This is a genomic window from Terasakiella brassicae, assembly GCF_014641495.1.
In the GTDB taxonomy this organism is placed as follows: domain Bacteria; phylum Pseudomonadota; class Alphaproteobacteria; order Rhodospirillales; family Terasakiellaceae; genus Terasakiella; species Terasakiella brassicae.
Map to the genome: position 1 here is coordinate 43,402 of NZ_BMHV01000020.1, position 18,247 is coordinate 61,648.

General features: G+C 47.0%; 24 protein-coding genes and 1 tRNA gene. 19 read left to right on the plus strand and 6 right to left on the minus strand.

The annotated features are described in order from the left end of the window. The first annotated feature begins 8 nt into the window (after positions 1-8). The 8 genes from nrdR (at position 9) to IEW74_RS13200 (ending at position 5,802) form a co-directional block, all read left to right on the plus strand. Positions 9-467 (plus strand): transcriptional regulator NrdR, encoded by a 459-nt coding sequence (nrdR, locus tag IEW74_RS13165; RefSeq protein WP_188666003.1) that lies wholly within the window; start codon positions 9-11, stop codon positions 465-467. Beyond that, on the plus strand, positions 436-1,599 hold the full coding sequence (ribD, locus tag IEW74_RS13170; RefSeq protein WP_373283812.1) for a bifunctional diaminohydroxyphosphoribosylaminopyrimidine deaminase/5-amino-6-(5-phosphoribosylamino)uracil reductase RibD: 1,164 nt from the start codon (positions 436-438) through the stop codon (positions 1,597-1,599). Before nrdR ends, ribD begins: the two co-directional genes overlap by 32 nt. A gap of 23 nt (positions 1,600-1,622) precedes the next feature. Beyond that, the gene (locus IEW74_RS13175; RefSeq protein WP_188666007.1) at positions 1,623-2,216 is read left to right on the plus strand and encodes a riboflavin synthase; all 594 of its coding nucleotides are present in this window, start codon (positions 1,623-1,625) and stop codon (positions 2,214-2,216) included. Further along, positions 2,209-3,339 carry a 3,4-dihydroxy-2-butanone-4-phosphate synthase gene (gene ribB / locus IEW74_RS13180; RefSeq protein WP_188666008.1) on the plus strand — a complete coding sequence of 377 codons (1,131 nt, stop codon included), beginning with the start codon at positions 2,209-2,211 and terminating at the stop codon, positions 3,337-3,339. Before IEW74_RS13175 ends, ribB begins: the two co-directional genes overlap by 8 nt. After that, positions 3,340-3,801, plus strand: a complete 462-nt coding sequence (gene ribH / locus IEW74_RS13185) for a 6,7-dimethyl-8-ribityllumazine synthase (RefSeq protein WP_188666009.1) — start codon at positions 3,340-3,342, stop codon at positions 3,799-3,801. A 14-nt stretch (positions 3,802-3,815) separates the two neighbouring features. Further along, a complete protein-coding gene (nusB, locus tag IEW74_RS13190; protein ID WP_188666010.1) occupies positions 3,816-4,304 on the plus strand; it encodes a transcription antitermination factor NusB in 489 nt (162 codons plus the stop codon). Positions 4,305-4,307: 3 nt separating this feature from the next. After that, complete coding sequence (gene thiL / locus IEW74_RS13195; protein ID WP_188666011.1) at positions 4,308-5,258, plus strand: thiamine-phosphate kinase; 951 nt, start codon at positions 4,308-4,310, stop codon at positions 5,256-5,258. 73 nt (positions 5,259-5,331) lie between these two features. Then, on the plus strand, positions 5,332-5,802 hold the full coding sequence (locus IEW74_RS13200; RefSeq protein WP_188666012.1) for a hypothetical protein: 471 nt from the start codon (positions 5,332-5,334) through the stop codon (positions 5,800-5,802). Positions 5,803-5,810: 8 nt separating this feature from the next. Here the strand turns inward: IEW74_RS13200 and IEW74_RS13205 are convergent, their stop codons facing one another. Further along, positions 5,811-6,266, minus strand: coding sequence for an outer membrane protein assembly factor BamE (locus IEW74_RS13205; RefSeq protein ID WP_188666013.1), 456 nt, complete (start codon positions 6,264-6,266; stop codon positions 5,811-5,813). Positions 6,267-6,359: 93 nt separating this feature from the next. Between IEW74_RS13205 and IEW74_RS13210 the strand changes: the two genes are divergently transcribed. The 9 genes from IEW74_RS13210 (at position 6,360) to IEW74_RS13250 (ending at position 11,690) form a co-directional block, all read left to right on the plus strand. Then, entirely contained in the window at positions 6,360-6,917 is a 558-nt protein-coding gene (locus IEW74_RS13210) for a ubiquinol-cytochrome C chaperone family protein (protein WP_229734356.1), read from the plus strand. Then, the gene (locus tag IEW74_RS13215; RefSeq protein WP_188666015.1) at positions 6,914-7,459 is read left to right on the plus strand and encodes a YceD family protein; all 546 of its coding nucleotides are present in this window, start codon (positions 6,914-6,916) and stop codon (positions 7,457-7,459) included. The genes IEW74_RS13210 and IEW74_RS13215 overlap by 4 nt, the downstream gene beginning before the upstream one ends. Positions 7,460-7,543: 84 nt before the next feature. Next, on the plus strand, positions 7,544-7,726 hold the full coding sequence (gene rpmF / locus IEW74_RS13220) for a 50S ribosomal protein L32 (RefSeq protein WP_083222825.1): 183 nt from the start codon (positions 7,544-7,546) through the stop codon (positions 7,724-7,726). Between the two features lie 26 nt (positions 7,727-7,752). Beyond that, positions 7,753-8,790: a phosphate acyltransferase PlsX gene (gene plsX, locus IEW74_RS13225; RefSeq protein WP_188666016.1), complete on the plus strand. Its 1,038-nt coding sequence runs from the start codon at positions 7,753-7,755 to the stop codon at positions 8,788-8,790. A 20-nt stretch (positions 8,791-8,810) separates the two neighbouring features. Further along, positions 8,811-9,779 (plus strand): beta-ketoacyl-ACP synthase III, encoded by a 969-nt coding sequence (locus IEW74_RS13230; protein WP_188666018.1) that lies wholly within the window; start codon positions 8,811-8,813, stop codon positions 9,777-9,779. Between the two features lie 103 nt (positions 9,780-9,882). Continuing rightward, a complete protein-coding gene (locus IEW74_RS13235; protein ID WP_188666020.1) occupies positions 9,883-10,179 on the plus strand; it encodes an integration host factor subunit alpha in 297 nt (98 codons plus the stop codon). Positions 10,180-10,205: 26 nt separating this feature from the next. Then, positions 10,206-10,913: a MerR family transcriptional regulator gene (locus tag IEW74_RS13240; RefSeq protein ID WP_188666022.1), complete on the plus strand. Its 708-nt coding sequence runs from the start codon at positions 10,206-10,208 to the stop codon at positions 10,911-10,913. Between the two features lie 73 nt (positions 10,914-10,986). Continuing rightward, a tRNA-Pro gene (locus IEW74_RS13245) sits at positions 10,987-11,063 on the plus strand. 105 nt (positions 11,064-11,168) lie between these two features. After that, positions 11,169-11,690, plus strand: coding sequence for a hypothetical protein (locus tag IEW74_RS13250; protein WP_188666024.1), 522 nt, complete (start codon positions 11,169-11,171; stop codon positions 11,688-11,690). Between the two features lies 1 nt (position 11,691). Here the strand turns inward: IEW74_RS13250 and IEW74_RS13255 are convergent, their stop codons facing one another. From IEW74_RS13255 to IEW74_RS13270, 4 genes are all read right to left on the minus strand, one after another. Further along, positions 11,692-12,672, minus strand: coding sequence for a DUF2971 domain-containing protein (locus IEW74_RS13255; RefSeq protein WP_188666027.1), 981 nt, complete (start codon positions 12,670-12,672; stop codon positions 11,692-11,694). Positions 12,673-12,675: 3 nt separating this feature from the next. Then, positions 12,676-13,686, minus strand: coding sequence for a hypothetical protein (locus IEW74_RS13260; RefSeq protein ID WP_188666029.1), 1,011 nt, complete (start codon positions 13,684-13,686; stop codon positions 12,676-12,678). A 13-nt stretch (positions 13,687-13,699) separates the two neighbouring features. Next, positions 13,700-14,314, minus strand: coding sequence for a hypothetical protein (locus IEW74_RS13265; protein ID WP_188666031.1), 615 nt, complete (start codon positions 14,312-14,314; stop codon positions 13,700-13,702). A 102-nt stretch (positions 14,315-14,416) separates the two neighbouring features. After that, complete coding sequence (locus IEW74_RS13270; protein ID WP_188666033.1) at positions 14,417-15,679, minus strand: hypothetical protein; 1,263 nt, start codon at positions 15,677-15,679, stop codon at positions 14,417-14,419. Positions 15,680-15,792: 113 nt separating this feature from the next. Here IEW74_RS13270 and IEW74_RS13275 point away from each other — a divergent pair, with 113 nt between their 5' ends. After that, complete coding sequence (locus IEW74_RS13275; RefSeq protein WP_188666035.1) at positions 15,793-16,035, plus strand: helix-turn-helix domain-containing protein; 243 nt, start codon at positions 15,793-15,795, stop codon at positions 16,033-16,035. A gap of 1 nt (position 16,036) precedes the next feature. Next, positions 16,037-16,507 carry a pepsin/retropepsin-like aspartic protease family protein gene (locus IEW74_RS13280; RefSeq protein ID WP_188666037.1) on the plus strand — a complete coding sequence of 157 codons (471 nt, stop codon included), beginning with the start codon at positions 16,037-16,039 and terminating at the stop codon, positions 16,505-16,507. A 43-nt stretch (positions 16,508-16,550) separates the two neighbouring features. On the opposite strand, the gene IEW74_RS13285 is transcribed toward IEW74_RS13280, so the two are convergent. Then, positions 16,551-18,011, minus strand: coding sequence for a hypothetical protein (locus tag IEW74_RS13285; RefSeq protein WP_188666040.1), 1,461 nt, complete (start codon positions 18,009-18,011; stop codon positions 16,551-16,553). Positions 18,012-18,247 lie beyond the last annotated feature (236 nt).

Below are 18,247 nucleotides of genomic sequence, written 5' to 3' on the forward strand. Positions count from 1 at the left end.
AACGGATCATGCGCTGTCCTTTTTGCGGTAATCAGGATACTCAAGTCAAAGACTCGCGTCCCACCGAGGACAGCGCAGCCATCCGTCGTCGCCGTTATTGCCCGGAATGTGCATCGCGCTTTACCACCTTTGAACGGGTGCAACTGCGCGAACTGATGGTCGTGAAACGTGATGGCAGCAAAACACCATTCGATCGCGAGAAGATTCTCAGCTCCATCAGAATTTCATTGCGCAAACGCCCGGTCGAAGAAGATCAAATTGAACGTATTGTCAGCTCTATCCAGCGTCAGTTGGAAACATCCGGCGAGACAGAAATCCAATCCAACGCCATTGGTGAAAAGGTGATGGACGTTTTGCTGGAATTGGATAAAGTAGCCTACGTTAGATTTGCATCCGTTTATAAAGATTTCCGTGAAGCAAAGGACTTCGAGGACTTTGTCGAGAATTTGGGAACACATAAAAAATAAAGGCCCCATCGCACGATGCGATGACGAAGCCTTTATGAAATCCGCATTGAATCTCGCAACGCGCGGGCTCGGAAATGTTTGGCCGAACCCGGCGGTAGGTTGCGTCATTGTCAAAGACAATACGGTTGTTGGACGCGGCTGGACACAACCCGGTGGCCGCCCCCATGCCGAGACAGAAGCACTGGCGCGCGCTGGTGATTCTGCACAAGGTGCAACGGCCTATGTCACGCTTGAACCTTGTGCCCATTATGGTCAAACGCCCCCTTGTGCACAGGCTTTAATTGATGCAGGTATCGCCCGCGTTGTTATTGCCCTGGAAGACCCGGATGAACGGGTATCCGGTAACGGTATTAAGATGTTGAAAGCCGCAGGTATTGAAGTTACGCAAAACATCTGCCGACAAGAAGCATTGGAAATCAACGAAGGTTTCTTCCTGCGTATCCTCAAAAACCGTCCACTTTTTACCATGAAAATGGCGACATCTCTGGATGGTCGCATCGCTGTTCATACCGGGGAAAGTCAGTGGATTACCGAAGCGCCGACACGCCAGCAAGGCCATCTTTTGCGCGCCAATCACGATGCCATTATGGTCGGCATTGGAACGGCAACAGAAGATAACCCGCAACTAACCTGCCGTTTACCCGGTCTGGAAAACCATTCTCCGGTCCGCATTGTGGTAGATCGACGCATGCGTCTGCCTTTGACCAGCAATCTGGTGATACAGGCTCAGGACATTCCCACATGGATGATTACGCTGGGGGATCAGGATGATATTCGCGCTGAAGCCTACCGTGAAGCCGGGATTGAAATGATTACACCGGATGACGTGAGCGAAATGGACGGCGGCATTACCTTGTCGTGGGTTGCCGAAGAACTGGCAAAACGGGGCCTGACCCGCGTCTTGGTCGAAGGCGGCAGTCATCTGGCCGCCGCCATGTTGCGCCGCCGCTTGATTGACCGACTGTCATGGATGCACGCGCCACGCATTATGGGCCATGACGGTATTCCGGCGACACAAGCCTTTGGGGTGGATCATTTGGAAGACACGCCCTTTTTTGATCGCACCGACAGTTTTTCCTCCGGCGGTGATCTGGTTGAACTGTATCGCCGTCGCGATTTAGATATTACCTGAAAAAGAAAGAAAGATTTAACGTCATGTTTACTGGCATTATTACCGATCTCGGTCGTGTAAAGACCATTGAAAAAAACGGTGACACGCGATTTGAATTTGAAACGGCTTATGACCTGAACACAGTTGATATCGGTGCCTCGATCGCCTGTAATGGCGCTTGCATGACGGTAATTGAAAAGGGAACAAACTGGTTTGCCATTACCGCCTCGGCTGAATCGGTTTCCAAAACCACGATGGGATCGTGGACCGTTGACATGCCTGTCAATTTCGAACGCGCCTGCAAGGTTGGCGACGAATTAGGGGGGCATATTGTCTCCGGTCATGTTGATGGTGTTGCTGAAATTATCGCCATTGAACAAGAAGGTGATTCACACCGATTTAAGTTCAAAGCGCCCAAAGAATTAAAGAATTTCATTGCGCCCAAGGGTTCAGTTACGCTAAACGGCGTATCTTTGACGGTAAATGAGGTTGAAGATGACGTCTTCGGCATCAATATCATTCCCCATACCCTGCAAGTAACAACCTTTGGCAAATCCAAGGTCGGTGACTTTGTCAATTTGGAAATAGATATGCTGGCTCGCTACGTGGCGCGCTTGCTCGAAAAGGACGATGAATAAAGTGAGCGAATATAGCCAATACCTGTCCAGCATCGAAGAAATTATCGAAGATGCCAAAAATGGACGTATGTTCATTCTCGTGGATGATGAAGATCGCGAAAATGAAGGTGACCTCGTCATTCCGGCGGAAAAAGCCGATGCAGATGCCATTAATTTTATGGCAAAACATGGTCGTGGCCTGATTTGCCTTGCCATGACGGGCGAACGCATCGACCATCTCGGCCTGCCGTTGATGACCACGCACAATGCATCGCGTCACGAAACAGCCTTTACCATTTCGATTGAGGCCCGCGAAGGGGTCTCCACGGGTATTTCCGCCGCAGATCGTGCCTTAACTGTTGGCGTTGCCATTGCCGAACAATCATCGCGTGCCGATATTGCCACACCGGGCCACGTCTTTCCGTTGCGCGCCCGTGATGGCGGCGTACTGGTTCGTGCCGGTCATACCGAGGCCTCCGTCGATGTGGCCCGTCTGGCAGGTCTCAACCCGTCTGGTGTGATTTGCGAAATTATGAACGATGACGGTACAATGGCGCGGATGCCGGATTTGGTCGAATATGCCAAAAAATTGGATCTGAAGATTGCAACGATTGCCGACCTGATTGCCTATCGTCGCAAACATGATCGCATTATCGAAAAGAAAAACGAAACAAAACTCAACAGCATCTACGGCGGCGAGTTCGATATGTGTGTTTACACAAACAACGTTGAATATGCCGAACACGTCGCCCTGATTAAAGGCGACATTACAACGGATGAACCGGTTCTTGTTCGCATGCACGCCCTTAACGTTCTGGATGATGTGCTGGGTGATTGCGCGGCCAACAAGGCAAAAGAACTGCACAACGCCATGCAACATATTTCAGATGTTGGGCGCGGTGTCATTGTTTTGTTACGTGAACCCCAACGTGCCTCACTTTCCGAACGGGTGGAAGCCCACGCCACAGGCAGTAAATCAGCCGGGCAATTACGTGATTACGGGACAGGTGCACAAATCTTGCTCGATCTCGGGATTAGCGATATGATTCTCCTGAGTAACTCTGCCCGCAAAAACATCATCGGCCTGGAAGGTTATGGCCTGTCCATCGTTGATCAACAACCTATCCCGCAATTGGAGGACTAAATGGAAACCCCGCGTATTTTTGTCGCTGAAGCCCGTTTCTATGATGATATCGCAGATGCGCTTTATGCCTCCGTCGAAAAAGAATTCGAAGGGAAGGGGTATGAACTGAAACGATATCAGGTTCCTGGCGTGTTTGAACTTCCTTCCGCGTTTTCCTACGCTATTCGTGCAATGGAAATGGGGGCCGCCGGTGCCCGTTACACCGGTTTTATCAGCTTAGGCTGCGTCATCCGTGGTGAAACGACCCATTATGATGTGGTGGTGGATGAAACCTCACGCGCCCTGATGGATTTAAGCGTTAAACATAACCTCGCACATGGTTTTGGCATGATTACCTGTGAAAACCGGGATCAGGCCCTCGCACGCGCGTATCGCGACCAAAAAGATGTTGGCGGTAAAGCGGCACGGGCCTGCCTGAAAATGATCGAATTGAAAAAACAACTTCACCTGTTGCCCAGATAAGGACATCGTCCCCGATGAAAAAGAATAAATCCGTCAAAAGAAGTTCCGCACGACTGGCCGCCATTCAGGCCCTTTACGAAGTGGAACTGTCCGACAGTAATGTCGATGATGTCCTCATTGCGTTTCTGCGCACCCGATGGGATACACCGCAAGAAGACGGTGACGAAGATCGTGATTCCAGCCCCTTGGCAGAACCGGACAAACAGTTATTCAGTGATCTTGTGCGCGGTGTCTCCAAACGTCATGATGAACTGGAAGAAATGCTTTCAGGCGCTTTGTCTCAGGAATGGACCATTGACCGATTGGAAGCCATTGTTCGCATCATCCTGATGAGCGGCATTTACGAGCTTTATATTCGTCTTGATGTCCCGCCGCGCGTTGTCATTACACAATATGTCGATGTCGCCCATGCCTTCTTTGAAGGACCGGAACCGGGCTTTGTAAATGGCGTGTTGGACCGTCTGGCAAAAACATTGCGCCCGGACGACTTCAAGAAAGCCTAAAGAGTGCTGGGTGAATTCGAACAGATTGCGCAAATTATGGCTCCTTTGGCTGAAAAGGTCGAAGGAGCTTTTGCGTTAAAAAATGACGCAGCCGTATTCTCCCATCAGGCAGGTTATGAAAATGTCATTACAACGGACACGTTGATTGCCGGTGTTCATTTCTTTGCCAATGACAATCCGCGCGATATTGCCCATAAACTGCTCGCCGTGAATTTATCCGACCTTGCCGCAATGGGGGCAACGCCGCGTTATTATACGCTCAATGCCTCTTATCCCGACACGATAGAAACCGATTGGATCCGCGCCTTTGCAGGCGGCCTTGGCGATATGCAAGACCGTTATGGTATTCACCTGCTGGGCGGGGACACAACACGGACAACAGGCCCTTTAACCCTTAGCCTCAGCGCAATTGGCGAGATAGAGCAGGGTAAATCCCTGTCCAGACAAGGCGCAGGCATCGGTGATTTGTTGTGTGTCAGCGGAACCATTGGCGATGGCGCCCTCGGTCTTTTGGTTGCCCAAGGTAAGCTGGAGGATCCGACAGGCATACTCCATAAACGATATCTATGCCCAACGCCGCGTGTAGAACTCGGGCAACAGCTTGTCGGAGTCGCCCACACCTGTCTGGATATATCGGATGGCCTGATGACAGACTTCGAACATATGAACGTCACAGCCGATATTCATATCAACGATATCCCGCTGAGCACGGCAGCACAAAGCGCCTTGCAAAAGGATTCTACTTTACTTTCATTCATATTGAATGGCGGGGATGATTATGAACTCCTTTTTTCCATCGCGCAAAACAGGCAGAACGAGTTGGTCGAAATTGCACAAAATAGTGCCACAAAAATCAGTGTGATCGGCAGAATAACAGATAAAAAACAGACCTGTCTTATCAAAGAAGACGGCACGCAACTTACTGATTTGAAAAAAGGATATCGTCATTTCTAAGCGCCGACCTTGCAATCTGCATATCGGACGACGATAATAACAATCTGTTAATCGGGTATTTTGGGCAAAATGAATGAAAAAAGCTATTCTCTTCTTGGTCTTGTTAGTTGTTGTGGCCGGGGGCACCGTTGGGGCGCTCTATTTCCTCAAACTTGGGCCGTTTGAACCAAAGGACGCGCCACAAAAAACGCAAGAACAGATCGAGCTGGAAAAAAAGACGACAACAACCACAGTCGCCATTAAACCGTTTACCATCCCCATGTTCCAAGGGGAGCGCGTTGCCGGCAGCATTCAAGTGCAATTCGCCCTTGAAGTCTCCCTGGGGCAAGAAGAAGTTGTCAAAGCGAAGATGGTCCGTCTGGAAGATGCTTATCTGCGTGACCTTTATGTCTTCATGCCCCGTCTATTACGTAACAAAGATAAATTGGATATCGCGGCCCTGAAAAGACGTCTTAAACGCATCACATATAAAGTTTTGGGGGAAGAGGACAGCAAAGTTGTCTCCGACGTCCTGATCCAGTCCGTTGCAGATAACCCCGGCTGATACCATTTTTATTCACCTTTATTGAAGCGACCCAAGTTGCCGAAAATCTGTTCAAAGAAGGACAGTTCATTGCCCGCTGTCGGGGTGGTACGTTCGACAAACTGAATGTCGCGCGTGTGCTGATTGTCACGTTCATCAACTTTTTCAACAGTCCCATCTTTACTGAACTGGACGCGAATCACTTTCCGGTCGAGAATTTTTGGTTCTAAAAAGGCGAAATATTCGACACGTTCGCTGATATAATACCAGGATTCACCCCCAAATGTAGAAAAGGTAGAAGGCGTGCCAAGAATTTCAGCAACATCACGCGCATGCACTTCACCGGGGATCACTTCAGACAGGCGTTGTTCTGTCGGAAGGTTGCCCCGCGTTGCATATTGCGCCCCACAGGCATTAAGCATAAGCGCTGCCCCCAGCAAGGCACCTAGACCAAAAACAGTATTTGAGCGAACCTTTTTCAACATCGCAACTCACAAACCTTGATTTTCACTTTGATAAGAGCCCCTACAATATCTTATAAAACCCGATGATCAAGTTTTATTGGAGCCCGGCGCATCGTGATCTTTTCCAAACTGTTTAAAACCAAGCCCGCTTTTGCCGAAGAAGTACAAAAGCTTTATGTCTCGATTATCAATCAATCGCGCAATCCCGACTTTTATCTGCATCTCGAAGTCGCCGATACCGTGGAAGGGCGCTACGATATGATCGTCCTGCATACGTTCGTTGTCATGCGGCGATTAAAAACCGAACAGGAACGCACCGAAAAGTTCCTGCAATCCCTATATGATCTCATGTTTGCCGATATGGACCAGAACCTGCGTGAATTAGGCGTGGGCGACATGGGACTGGCCAGACGCGTCCCCAAGATGGCGGAGGCTTTCTATGGTCGCATTACGGTATATGAAGAGGGATTGGCTGAAAACGATAACGCCATGTTGAAAGCCGCCTTGGATCGCAACCTTTATCGCAAAACGCCGGTAAGTGACGAATCGCTTGAAAAAATGGCGCAATACCTGCGTTGTGAAGCAAAAAACCTTGAAAATACCTCCATTGACGAGCTTTTAAAAGGCAATGTATCCTTCGGCCCCGCGCCTGTCGGAGATAAAAACGCATGAATACGCAAGATTTCACCTATATCTTTCAAGCTGATAAGCTTGGACCCAATCCCAAGAAAATTCACATTGAAGCCAATGCGGATGAATTGTCAGGTCTTAAAGAACGTTTCGATTTAAAAAATATTGCGTTTTTCAAAGGAACCGCCACCTTAAAACGCTTGAGCGGAAAAAAAATTGCCTGCGATTTTCAGGCACAGGCAAAAATCACGCAGGAATGTGTTGCAACCTTTGCACCGATTGAAACCGTTATTAACCTTGACTTTCAGCGTATCTACGACAGCTCGATTACGCCGCCGGATAAAGAAAAAGAGGTGGAAATTGAAATTGATGCCACAGAGGAGCTTGATCCCATCATCGATGGTGTGATAGACCTCGGCGCGGCGATGGCAGAGGAACTGGGTTTGGAAATCGATCCCTTTCCCCGTGCAGATGGCACGGCCTATACCGAATTTGGTGTCGGGCCTGAAATCACGGAAGAAGAGATTGAATCGAACAATCCTTTTGCCGTTTTAGCCGAATTGAAAAATAAAAGTGACAAATAGCGCCATTTAGGCTTGCTCTATATGACACTTTCGTTTAAATAACCGCTCCCTCGTTGTCGAGCTTATATTAAAGAGTACAGAATAATGGCTGTTCCTAAGAAGAAAGTTTCCACATCCCGTCGCAACATGCGTCGTTCACATGATTCTCTCAAAGCATCTGTGTACAACGAATGCCCGAACTGCGGTGAATTGAAACGCCCACACCACGTTTGTTCTGAATGCGGCCACTACGATGGTCGTGAGGTTACTGACGTCGAAGCCGTATAATACGCTTCGAAGGAAGGATTACCCTCTTGTCAAACGTAATGACGCTAGCCATTGACGCCATGGGCGGCGATGATGCACCCGATATGGTCGTCAAAGGCTTAAGCATCTGCAAGACAAAGCTCCCTGGTGTTCGTTTTCTCCTCGTGGGTGATGAACGTCAGTTGGAGCCTTTGTTGAATCAATACCCTGACGTCAAAGCAATTTCGACAGTGATCCATACTGACGAAGTCGTGACGAATGATGATAAACCGGCCGTTGCCCTTCGTAACCGCCGCAATTCATCCATGCGTCTGGCAATTAATGCCGTCAAAAAGGGGGAAGCTGCCGGAATTGTTTCTGCTGGCAACACCGGTGCGCTTATGGCAATGGCAAAATTTGTTCTGCGCACACTTCCCGGTATTGATCGCCCTGCAATTGCAACGTACTTGCCACATCGCACCGGCGGGTCGGTTATGCTTGACTTGGGCGCAAACGTTGAATGCGATGCAGACAACCTGACTCAATTTGCCGTAATGGGCGAAGTCTATGCACGTAACGTGCTGGGATTAGCCAAACCGAAAGTCGGTATCCTCAACATTGGGGAAGAAGACCTCAAAGGCAATGATTCGGTCAAGCAAGCCCACGCCATTTTGCGAAACACCAAATTAAACATCGATTTTTACGGTTTCGTCGAAGGTGACGACATTGGTCTGGGGACGGTTGACGTGATCGTGACAGACGGTTTTACGGGAAACGTTGCCTTAAAAACCATTGAAGGCACGGCCCAACTTCTCGGTTTTTTCCTGAAGGATGCACTTACCGGTAGTTTCCTTGGAAAATTAGGGGCAACCATCGCAAAACCTGCGCTTATGAACTTCAAGAAAAAGATGGACCCGCGCCGCTATAATGGTGCAATGTTCCTCGGCTTGAATGGAATTTGCGTGAAAAGTCATGGCGGTACAGACGCTTTAGGGTTTGCAAATGCCGTCCAAGTCGCACATGATCTGGTGCATCACGGCTTCAACGACCTGATAAAGGAAGATCTGGAGCGTCTCATGGATGCCCACAGCGGCAACGATTCATAACATTTGGTGGCGACTTTCACATGGCTTTACGTTCTAGAATCCTCGGATGCGGCTCTTACCTTCCGGAAAAAATCGTAACAAACGACGATCTTGCAAAATTTGTCGACACAAGTGACGACTGGATTACCGCACGTACAGGCATCAAACAGCGTCACATGGTTACCGATGGTGAACTAACATCCGATCTCGCCCGTAAAGCTGCCCTGAACGCTATTGAACATGCCGGGATTGATGTTCAAGATATCGACCTGATCGTTCTGGGCACGACCACACCGGATAATACCTTTCCTTCAACCGCGACCAAAGTACAGGCCCAGCTTGGCCTGACCCACGGATTTGCAATGGATGTACAGGCGGTTTGTTCCGGCTTTATGTATGCTCTGGCAACTGCTGACAGCTTCCTGAAAACCAAACAGGCCAAAACGGCACTGGTGATTGGGGCTGAAAGTTTTACACGTCTGCTGGATTGGGAAGACCGCACCACCTGCGTTTTATTTGGCGATGGGGCAGGGGCTGTTATCCTGCGCGCCGAAGAAGAAACAGCCGAATCTTCCGGTATTTTGTCTACGCACCTGCATTCCGATGGGCGTTATCAGGATATTTTGATGGTCGATGGCGGACCGTCCAGCACCCAGACCACGGGGTATGTTCGCATGGCAGGCAAAGAAGTCTTTCGTCATGCCGTTGTCAATTTGGCCGAAGTCGTCAAGGAAGCACTGGCCGCTAATGACCTGACGGCGGATGATATTGACTGGATTGTTCCCCATCAGGCCAACAAGCGTATTTTGGACGGCACGGCGAAAAAGCTGAAAGTGGACCCGAACAAGGTGGTTGTCACGGTTGATAAGCACGCCAATACCTCCGCCGCATCCATCCCGCTTGCACTGGACGAAGCCGTCCGTGATGGCCGCATAAAGCGCGGAGATCTGCTGATTATCGAAGCAATGGGCGGTGGTTTGACCTGGGGTTCCGCCCTCATTCGCTGGTAGGCGGCATAAATTAAAATCAACTACGCAAACCTTTGATATTGACGGATTAATCGTCCTAAGGTACCGTTTAAGTCTGTCTATTCCAACTTTGCGAGGACCCCCAATGAGTGAAAAGACCATTACCCGCGCCCAATTGACCGAGGCTGTTTATCAAGAAGTTGGTTTGTCTCGTAATGAATCTGCGGACCTGCTTGAATCTGTTCTGGATATGATCGCAGATACATTGGCGAACGATGAAACGGTAAAAATCTCCTCCTTCGGCAGCTTTTCCGTCCGTTCCAAAGGTGAACGTATCGGGCGCAACCCGAAAACAGGTGAAGAAGTTCCGATCCTGCCACGCAAAGTACTCGTCTTCCGCCCCTCTCAGGTGCTCAAGGCCCGTATTAACGAAAACCAATAATGCCGCCGAAAGCGCATAGTTGAGAGATGACCAAATCGAACGATGCGTTCCGCACGATTAGCGAAGTCGCCAAGGAACTCGGATTGGCAACCCATGTGTTGCGTTTTTGGGAAAGCAAGTTTCCACAAATCAAACCGCTGAAACGCGCGGGCGGTCGACGTTATTACCGCCCCGACGATGTCGCATTGCTGCGCCGTTTACAGACATTGTTGCATGATGAAGGCTACACCATTAAAGGTGTCCAAAAACTCATGCGCGAAGAAGGTGCTCGCAGCTTTATCAACGAAGGCAGCGTGACGACATCTGAGGACGCCTCAGAAACGCCGGAACCACAAACTCCGGCATCTGCTGAAGGGGAAAGGACATCCGTCTCCGTACAGTTGCGCGCACAAGTCGCCCCCGTCAGCCAACAAGCCAGTCTGTTTGATAGTCCGGCGGAAAATATGGGGCAAATACCAGACGAACAGGAAGCAGAACAAAGCCTTGAAGCTATTTCTGAGGATGAGATTGAGATTGAGGAAAGCACAGGCGGGGCTTCCTACTTTCAACCGCTTGCGACACATGATTACGAAGAACTGAACGACCTGCCCGAACCGGAACCCATTCTCGCCCCGGATGCCCCGGAACCTCAGATCATTGTCAAACGCGCCCTCAGCTCCACACAGCGCAACAAACTTGAAGATGTCTTAAACGAGCTGAAAGCCTTGAAAGACAAAATTGAGAGCGCGGCATAAAAAGTGAAAACTTTTGCAAACTAACCATTGCATCGCCGGAAAGCCCTCTATATATTGCCGCCACAAACATCGTCGGGACATAGCGCAGTCTGGTAGCGCACTACACTGGGGGTGTAGGGGTCGTGGGTTCGAATCCCGCTGTCCCGACCATATAGATCAAGGACTTAGCTGATTTTCAGTTAAGTCCTTTTTCTTTTTAGGTAGCAAATAGGTAGCAATAGAAAAAACTGTTTAGACAGGGACCGTGGAGACGTTATGGACTTTTTATCTGATGATATCTTGAAGATTCTTGGAGGTGGTGTCGTCGCCAGCGTTATGACAAATCTCTTCATATCAAGACGAGAAACAAAGAAACATAATCGAATGCTGAAAGGCTTAGCAGCCTCACTGCACGCTGAAATCAAAGCAAAACGAAACGAGGTTATTCACCATAAATACCGTGAAGCACTTCAAGAGTTTATTGATGCTCTAAAAGCTGGTCGCACTAACGAAGTCCCCAAATACAATACTCACAACGATCCCGCTAAAAGCGTCTATTATGCGAACATCACAACAATTGGACACTTACCCAAGCCAATTCCTGAAAAATTGACAGAACTATATTCAATGGCAGACTCCATCACTCTTGATTATCAAGCAATGGATGCTGGCAAATGGGATCACAGAGATAACAAAGACAAAGCTGAATTTCTTGAAGTAGTCCTACGAAATTACGACTGGACCATTGAAAAAGCTGATGACGTTTTGTCAGAACTTGAAAGCTATCTTGGTAAGTAACCTATGGAATAAAAGGCGTATCTGAAAGAATCACGGGAGCCCTTTCTCCAACGATCTTTTTGACGCGCTCAAGGTTTCCTTTCGGGTCAGCACATGGGCCAACAATCACCTTCTTTACCGGAAGCCTTTTTGTTCCAAAGACTGAAATGTATTTGATTTCTTTTCCAGCTCTATCACGAGTGAGTACTGGCTTCATTGAACCCGACGGGAAGTCTTCTTCAGTTTCACCTTCCAATTTCATAAAATCTTCCGTAACAGGTGAAAACATTAAGCGGACTTCTCGCTCTTCCTTAAAGGCCCGATGCTTATAACGGGTAGCGTTGGCGACAAATTTTCCAAAATAATGACCCGTCTTTGGGTTTTCTCCTCTGAGGTAAGATTCAGTATGCCTTCCGATTATCTCAATAAACGATCCAAATTCCTCGCATTCTTTCTCTTCTTCTCCTTGATACACAACGTCACCAAAGCCGTGTGCGGTGTAACCATGAGTTCTAATTTCAGCAAACATCAGTTCTGTTAGCTTTTTAGTATCAAAAACAATCGCTACACCACCGCCTTCAGCATATCCACGCCACTGGCTCAACAAACCATTTTGTTGTGTGTAATTGTCATCATTTTTGTGCGAACAAAATGAAACAATAAACGGGTCCACATATTTCCCCTTGTCGTCTATTCCCTCAAAGCTGACATTGTAAATTGCATTCACAAGAGCATTTGTTTCATGCTTTGCGATGGCAAAAATGCCTTTTCTTTTTAATAATTGTTGCTTGGAAAAGGTGAGGTCTTTCTTAATTTCTTTTATAGCTTTTAAAAATGGCTGCAGTAATTTTCGAGCCGCATAGTCTTTAAATAATTTGCATTCGGTATAGTCGTTTAGGTCTTTGTAATGTGTTGCCCAGAATGAGTTTGAGCTTAAAATCCCTTCAAGGCCTTCTATCGAGGTATAATGATAGACAAGCCTATGGGCTTCATAAATTTCCATTAATTAAAGGTCCGGCATAGTTTCTGGCGTAAATGGTACATCAATATGAGATTGCCCATCCTCCATTTTAGTGAAGATTACACCAACATCAGCAAATAAATCTTTGGCAATCAAATTAATAGGCTGAAACTCTTCCTCACCTTCCCACTGATCTCGTTTTTCCCAAAGTTTTCGAAGCTCAACTTTCAAACGGTAAATATATTCAGAATACCCATGCTCAGAGATTGTATCTTCCAGGTCTTCAATATCTGAAAATGATTTCCCGACGCCATCTAGATGGCCTAACAAATAAGAAGCCCCTTTAATCGGCAGACACAAGGGCTGTCCTACTTCCTCCACCAAGAGGTTTAAATCACCATGTATTCGGTAAGATTTGATCGCCTCTATTGCCTTGCTGCGAGCAACCTCTAAGACAGAAATAAACCCTTCAACATAGCTTTTTGTCTGATCAGAACCAAATGTAGCGCTCACAATACACGCCGCATATTCAGACCAGGTAGAATCAGCGACTTGTCCAAATACAGCGTCTTCATAGGACAAGTATTCCTTTTGAAGCATTGTCCCCGGTAGGCTCAAATCTTTATATTTATTATCTTCAACATGAGCACATTCATGGGCTATCAGGTGGATTGCCTGTTGTTTGAAATCGCTATCTTCCTCATCCATGATGGACATGACAAAAGGTGCATGAAAAACCATATGGGATTTGATCACACCGTCTCGGATCACGACAGGAGCCATGGCAACGCCGCTGATTTCTTCAGTTGTTGTGCAATTTAGAAGCCGGGACGCATCATAACCACGATCAAGGCTTGCTAGCGCCTCATCATAATCAAATGCTATCGTTATCCCGTCCAGCCTTTCCAAGTCCATGTATCGACTGATGGAACGTACCACATAGGCAACAACATGACCTAAATCCTTTGCCTGCGCTTCATCCTCAAAGCCTTTCAGGGCAACAGGTATATTCTCTGGAGCTGTTTCTACAAGTTGTTTTTCGCCATCTGAGGCCATAGTGGAATGATCCTTATGCGCCCAATTCATCAGGATTTGCACGGCGAGGCTTTGGTATATCAACCAACTGGAGCTTTCTTTCCAGCGCGTCCCAGAACTTTGCAGAGCCGATTAAGACAGCCTCAGGGGGAGCTACTTTAGGCATGTTGATTCCATATGCCTCAAACTTTGGGGCTGAAAGCAGGTAATCGATAACGACAAGTGTTTTACGATCAATCGCCCGCAGGGTAATCTTTACTGTAAGAACATAATCTGAAGGATCGTCTTTCAAGTACAACAGGCCCCCAGATAACTCTTTGACGCGAGGGCTTTCCTTCTCAGCAACCCCTTCCCATTCTTGTTGTGAGAGTGGTGCTGGGGCAATTCCTTGAGCCCATACCTCGCCATCCTCAAGGCTTGATTTCGTAACAGGCAAATCAATTGAAACAAGAGCCTTTTTGACCTGAGTGAAAGTTTCTAATGATGGGGCATCAATGACACGGGTGCGCAATGCCTCTTCTGTTTTTTGATAATCCAACAACCATGTTTTTTCTATTTTGTTGGTTGATACATTTATATCTGCAATTGAGACACAGCCGGACAAAAATCCGATTACTAGAAGACAGCCTATTGTTTTTATCGCGCCCATCACACCCTCCGTTTTTCGAGAAAATTATTTTGAACAGACAATCTATACAAGTCGAGTCATTTCACTGAAAAATAAAAGCCCCCGTTTCCGAGGGCTTCATAATCATTGAGATTTCATTTCCTTCACAATAGTTCGCAGTAAATCTAAATCCCGCTGATCTTCGAGGAGCAAAGGCTCGAATGGGTTTGCTGTTTCAGTGCGGTGAAGTAACAACTCCAGCTTTTCATAAATCGTCGTGAGTTCAGGATGAGTGTTCATTTCATCAACCATATGGCCCTGTTCTTCCGAAATACGGTCCAGTTCTTTGTCTGTTTTTCCATCAGACGCCTTGGCCCGTTTGCCCACTTCAAGGTATTTATCCAAAGCTGATTTCAAAGGAGAGGCAACTTGATCCACCATCCCCGCATTGGCATGCATTTGGTCTAAAGCAACAAGAGCGTCTAAATCTCCCATAACGCGCATCAGCAAAGAACCGTCATCAAGACTTTGCTTAAAGTCTTGATTGTAACCGCCATGCCTATCTGTAACGTCGTACATATTCAAAGCATGGTGCAGCTTAATCCTATAGCCCTCAACAGAAGTTGGCAGGGTATTTTCAAATAGACGAGCGATGTGCCCTAGCTCCTTTTCAAGTCTATCATGTTTGCTGTTCAGTTTGTTATATCCGTATTCTTCGCGTAACAGCTTTGCTTTTAAAAGTACTTCCTGACTATTTTTTTGAAGTTCCTCTAAGTAAGCCAGATATTCAGTAACATCCTGATTGAAGCGCGGTTTTTTCATTTTATATTCAGTAATTAGCTTTTTAAGCGTATCATTACAAAATTTCCCGGTGCCTGAAGGTGTTAAGGTAATTGCCCCGTCCGGCGTTTCGAGTTGTGCGTAGGTTTTTACTTCAACGGTAACCCAGAACAACTGAGCCTCTTTCGGTAAGGCCTTGAATGCTGTATCTAAAACTTCATCCATTTCCTGAAGCTGTTTCTCTTTTTCTTTATATTTGTCATGAAGGACCACTACAGGATCAATCTGACGCGCTTGGCCCACCACCTTAAAAGCAGGCTCATCAGCTCCAGAATCTCGCAAACTCGTATTTCCACCCAAGTCAGCTATTGCAGATTTCAGCAAAGCGTAATCATCCTGTCCATCTTCTCCGCTGTCATTAAACATTTCATGAGCATGAGATTTATCAAGCAGTATCTGCAATTTTGTCAACGTAGATTGGCGATCAGATTTAGCGACCAGTTCAGAGATGAACTTACGCCTTTCTTCCCAACACTTATTAACCAGTTCCTCTGGAACATCAAGATTACCTGGCACAGAATTCAATTGATCTTCAATGGCTTTAAAATCAGAAAATGCGTAACCCATTTCATTACTCCGTTTGCAGTTATTAATACCTTGTGTTAAAAATATAACAAATTGAGTTAAATTAATCAATTTTTTGATACAGTGTATTAAGATATGCAAACAAGGAACTAAAAATGATAAACGGTGATCAGATAAGAATGGCCCGTGCTGCCTTGAAAATTGGGGTTAGAGACCTTGCTGAAATGGCTGGCGTAAACCCTGGTACGATTTCCCGCTTTGAAACTGGTAAAGGGGGTATGCAAGCCAACACCCTTGATATAGTGCAGAAAGCCCTTCAAGGCGCTGGTATCGTCTTTATTGAAGATGGAGAGGTGAGCTCAGATGGTGGTCCAGGTATACGAATGAAGGGGAAATAGCATGAGTATTATTTTAGATGGATCACTGGTAAAAGGCTTTCCTCTTTTGAAAGTGAACGCAATTAACGTAAGCGACAAAACTAAGTCAGTTGAAATTAATGCATTGATCGATACAGGTGCAAATTTTCACTGCATAGATAATTCTCTAGCCAATAAACTAGGGATGTTATCTTTAGGTCCAAGAACCAATAAAGGCATGAGTGGATTAGCCTCTTCACAAGCATATAACGGTGTGCTTATGGCTAAGTTGCATTCTGGCTCTAATGAACAATTTAACAATTGGAAAGCATTCAGAGCTACAGGTCTAAAATCTTCTAAAACTCTTCCTAAAACAGAACCTTTTGACGGATTGTTTGGAGTTGATATGGCTGGGTTATCTTGTGGAGCTCTGGCGATCATAGGGGTTAATTATCTTGCCGACAAAAAATTTATCTATGATGGCCCGAACAGTTCATGGACAATTGAACAGTAAGAAGAAAGGGTAACAAATCGTTACCCTTTCAGCTTTACTCTAGTCACTTTTGCCGATGGAACATCAAATCTCGAAGGCTGAACTCGCTCTCCTCTCCGGTCATCAGATCGAAAGTATATTCACCACTGATCCACATCTGGCGGCCTGGCAGTGGAGCCCAATAGGATGCCGCAAGGAAAGCGTTCTTGGTATCATTGCGGCTCCATTCTTCATCAGTCAAAGCAGCTTCACCCACAGCCTTTAAAGCTCCTGAGGTACGTTCAATCGCTTCAAAGGCTGGAGCTGCATTATAGCCGTAATCACCAAGTACACCGTTGGCAATATCACGAACTAACACCATTGACTGAAACGGATAAGCCCCGACCTTGTTCAAAGCCCATTTATCCCATTCATCCTCATCATCTGGCCCACGACCTGCAATGATTTCAGACAACACTGCAGGGGCAAACCAGAGGAAGAAGGCAGACGCTGTTAATTGAGCAACGTTGATATCTTTGTCATTGAACTGGCGAATACGCTCAGAGCCCAAATTATAGAGCACGTTGAAATAGCTGTAGAAGGTCGTATAGAGCCGCATCAGTTCGTGGTGGCGCTGGATTGCAGCAAGGTCTTTCACCCCACCAGCGCCTTGCGTTCTGCGCACCATGGAATCAGCATGATCAATGGCCTTCGCCTCATCACCGCCGAATTTCTCCATCCCTTGATCATAAGCCCCTAACCAGGAGGGGATTGACACCCCCATATCCAGCAGGCCAGTGAGATAGAAATAGGATTGCTCCACCTCATACAACGGTCCTTTAATGGTCATTTTCTTCAAAGTATCACGCACATCTCGGTCAAAGGTCTTTTGCCGATTGCGCATCATTGTTGAACGATCCAAAACAAAGCCGATCTGCTCTCTCATCTTTAATGGATTGCCATCACCAAAGAATTTCTTAAGACCTTTCCAACCATGTTTAACGCCAAGTTGATCAACTGATTGTAGATAGCCAAGAGGTTGCACAATAGCTGTTGTCACCTTCCAGCCCATCCCAACAACAGTCGCCCCCATGCGGGCTCTCGATAGGATTTTGGATATCTTGGTGGTTGGTTCCGGCTTTTCATTGGCGATAGCTTGAACCCACGGACGGATTTGGCGATACATCTCTGAGCCAGCCGTATCCTCAATGGCTTCCCGGATACGATGATCCATGACGATTTTATCAGCATCCAGAATAGCTTTACGGTGGGTAAGATCATGTACTACGTTTTGCAGGTGCTCTGTCATCACACCAAGGTCAAGCTTTACAGGCTGCCCACCAGAGCCCACACGTTCCTTTGTGTGACCATTGCGGGTCATTGGACGAAGGAATGAGCTTTCATAAAGTTCCTGTGTCGTGCGCTTCTCGTCACGTAAATGGGCAAGGAATGACTTTCGCTCATCATAGCGCAGCGGATAATAGCCTCCACGGTATTCCCCATATTCGGTTGCGACCTTCAACGGCTTCACTTTTTCCGGCGCCACGCCAGCCAGCTCTTTCTGTATGTTTTCTACATCAGGCCAAAGGGTGTTAATCAGGTCCCAAATATCCTGAATGGTATCCCAATCCCGTTTATCCAGCTTGGAAACAACCGCCTCATACCAAAATGTAGCTGTCTTGACTCTTGGGGGATTCCCAAAAGCTTTAAAATATGATTCAACATAGGAAACGAACAGGAGTTTTCTATGAGTGCCCCAATTCCATTACGAGCAGATTTCAC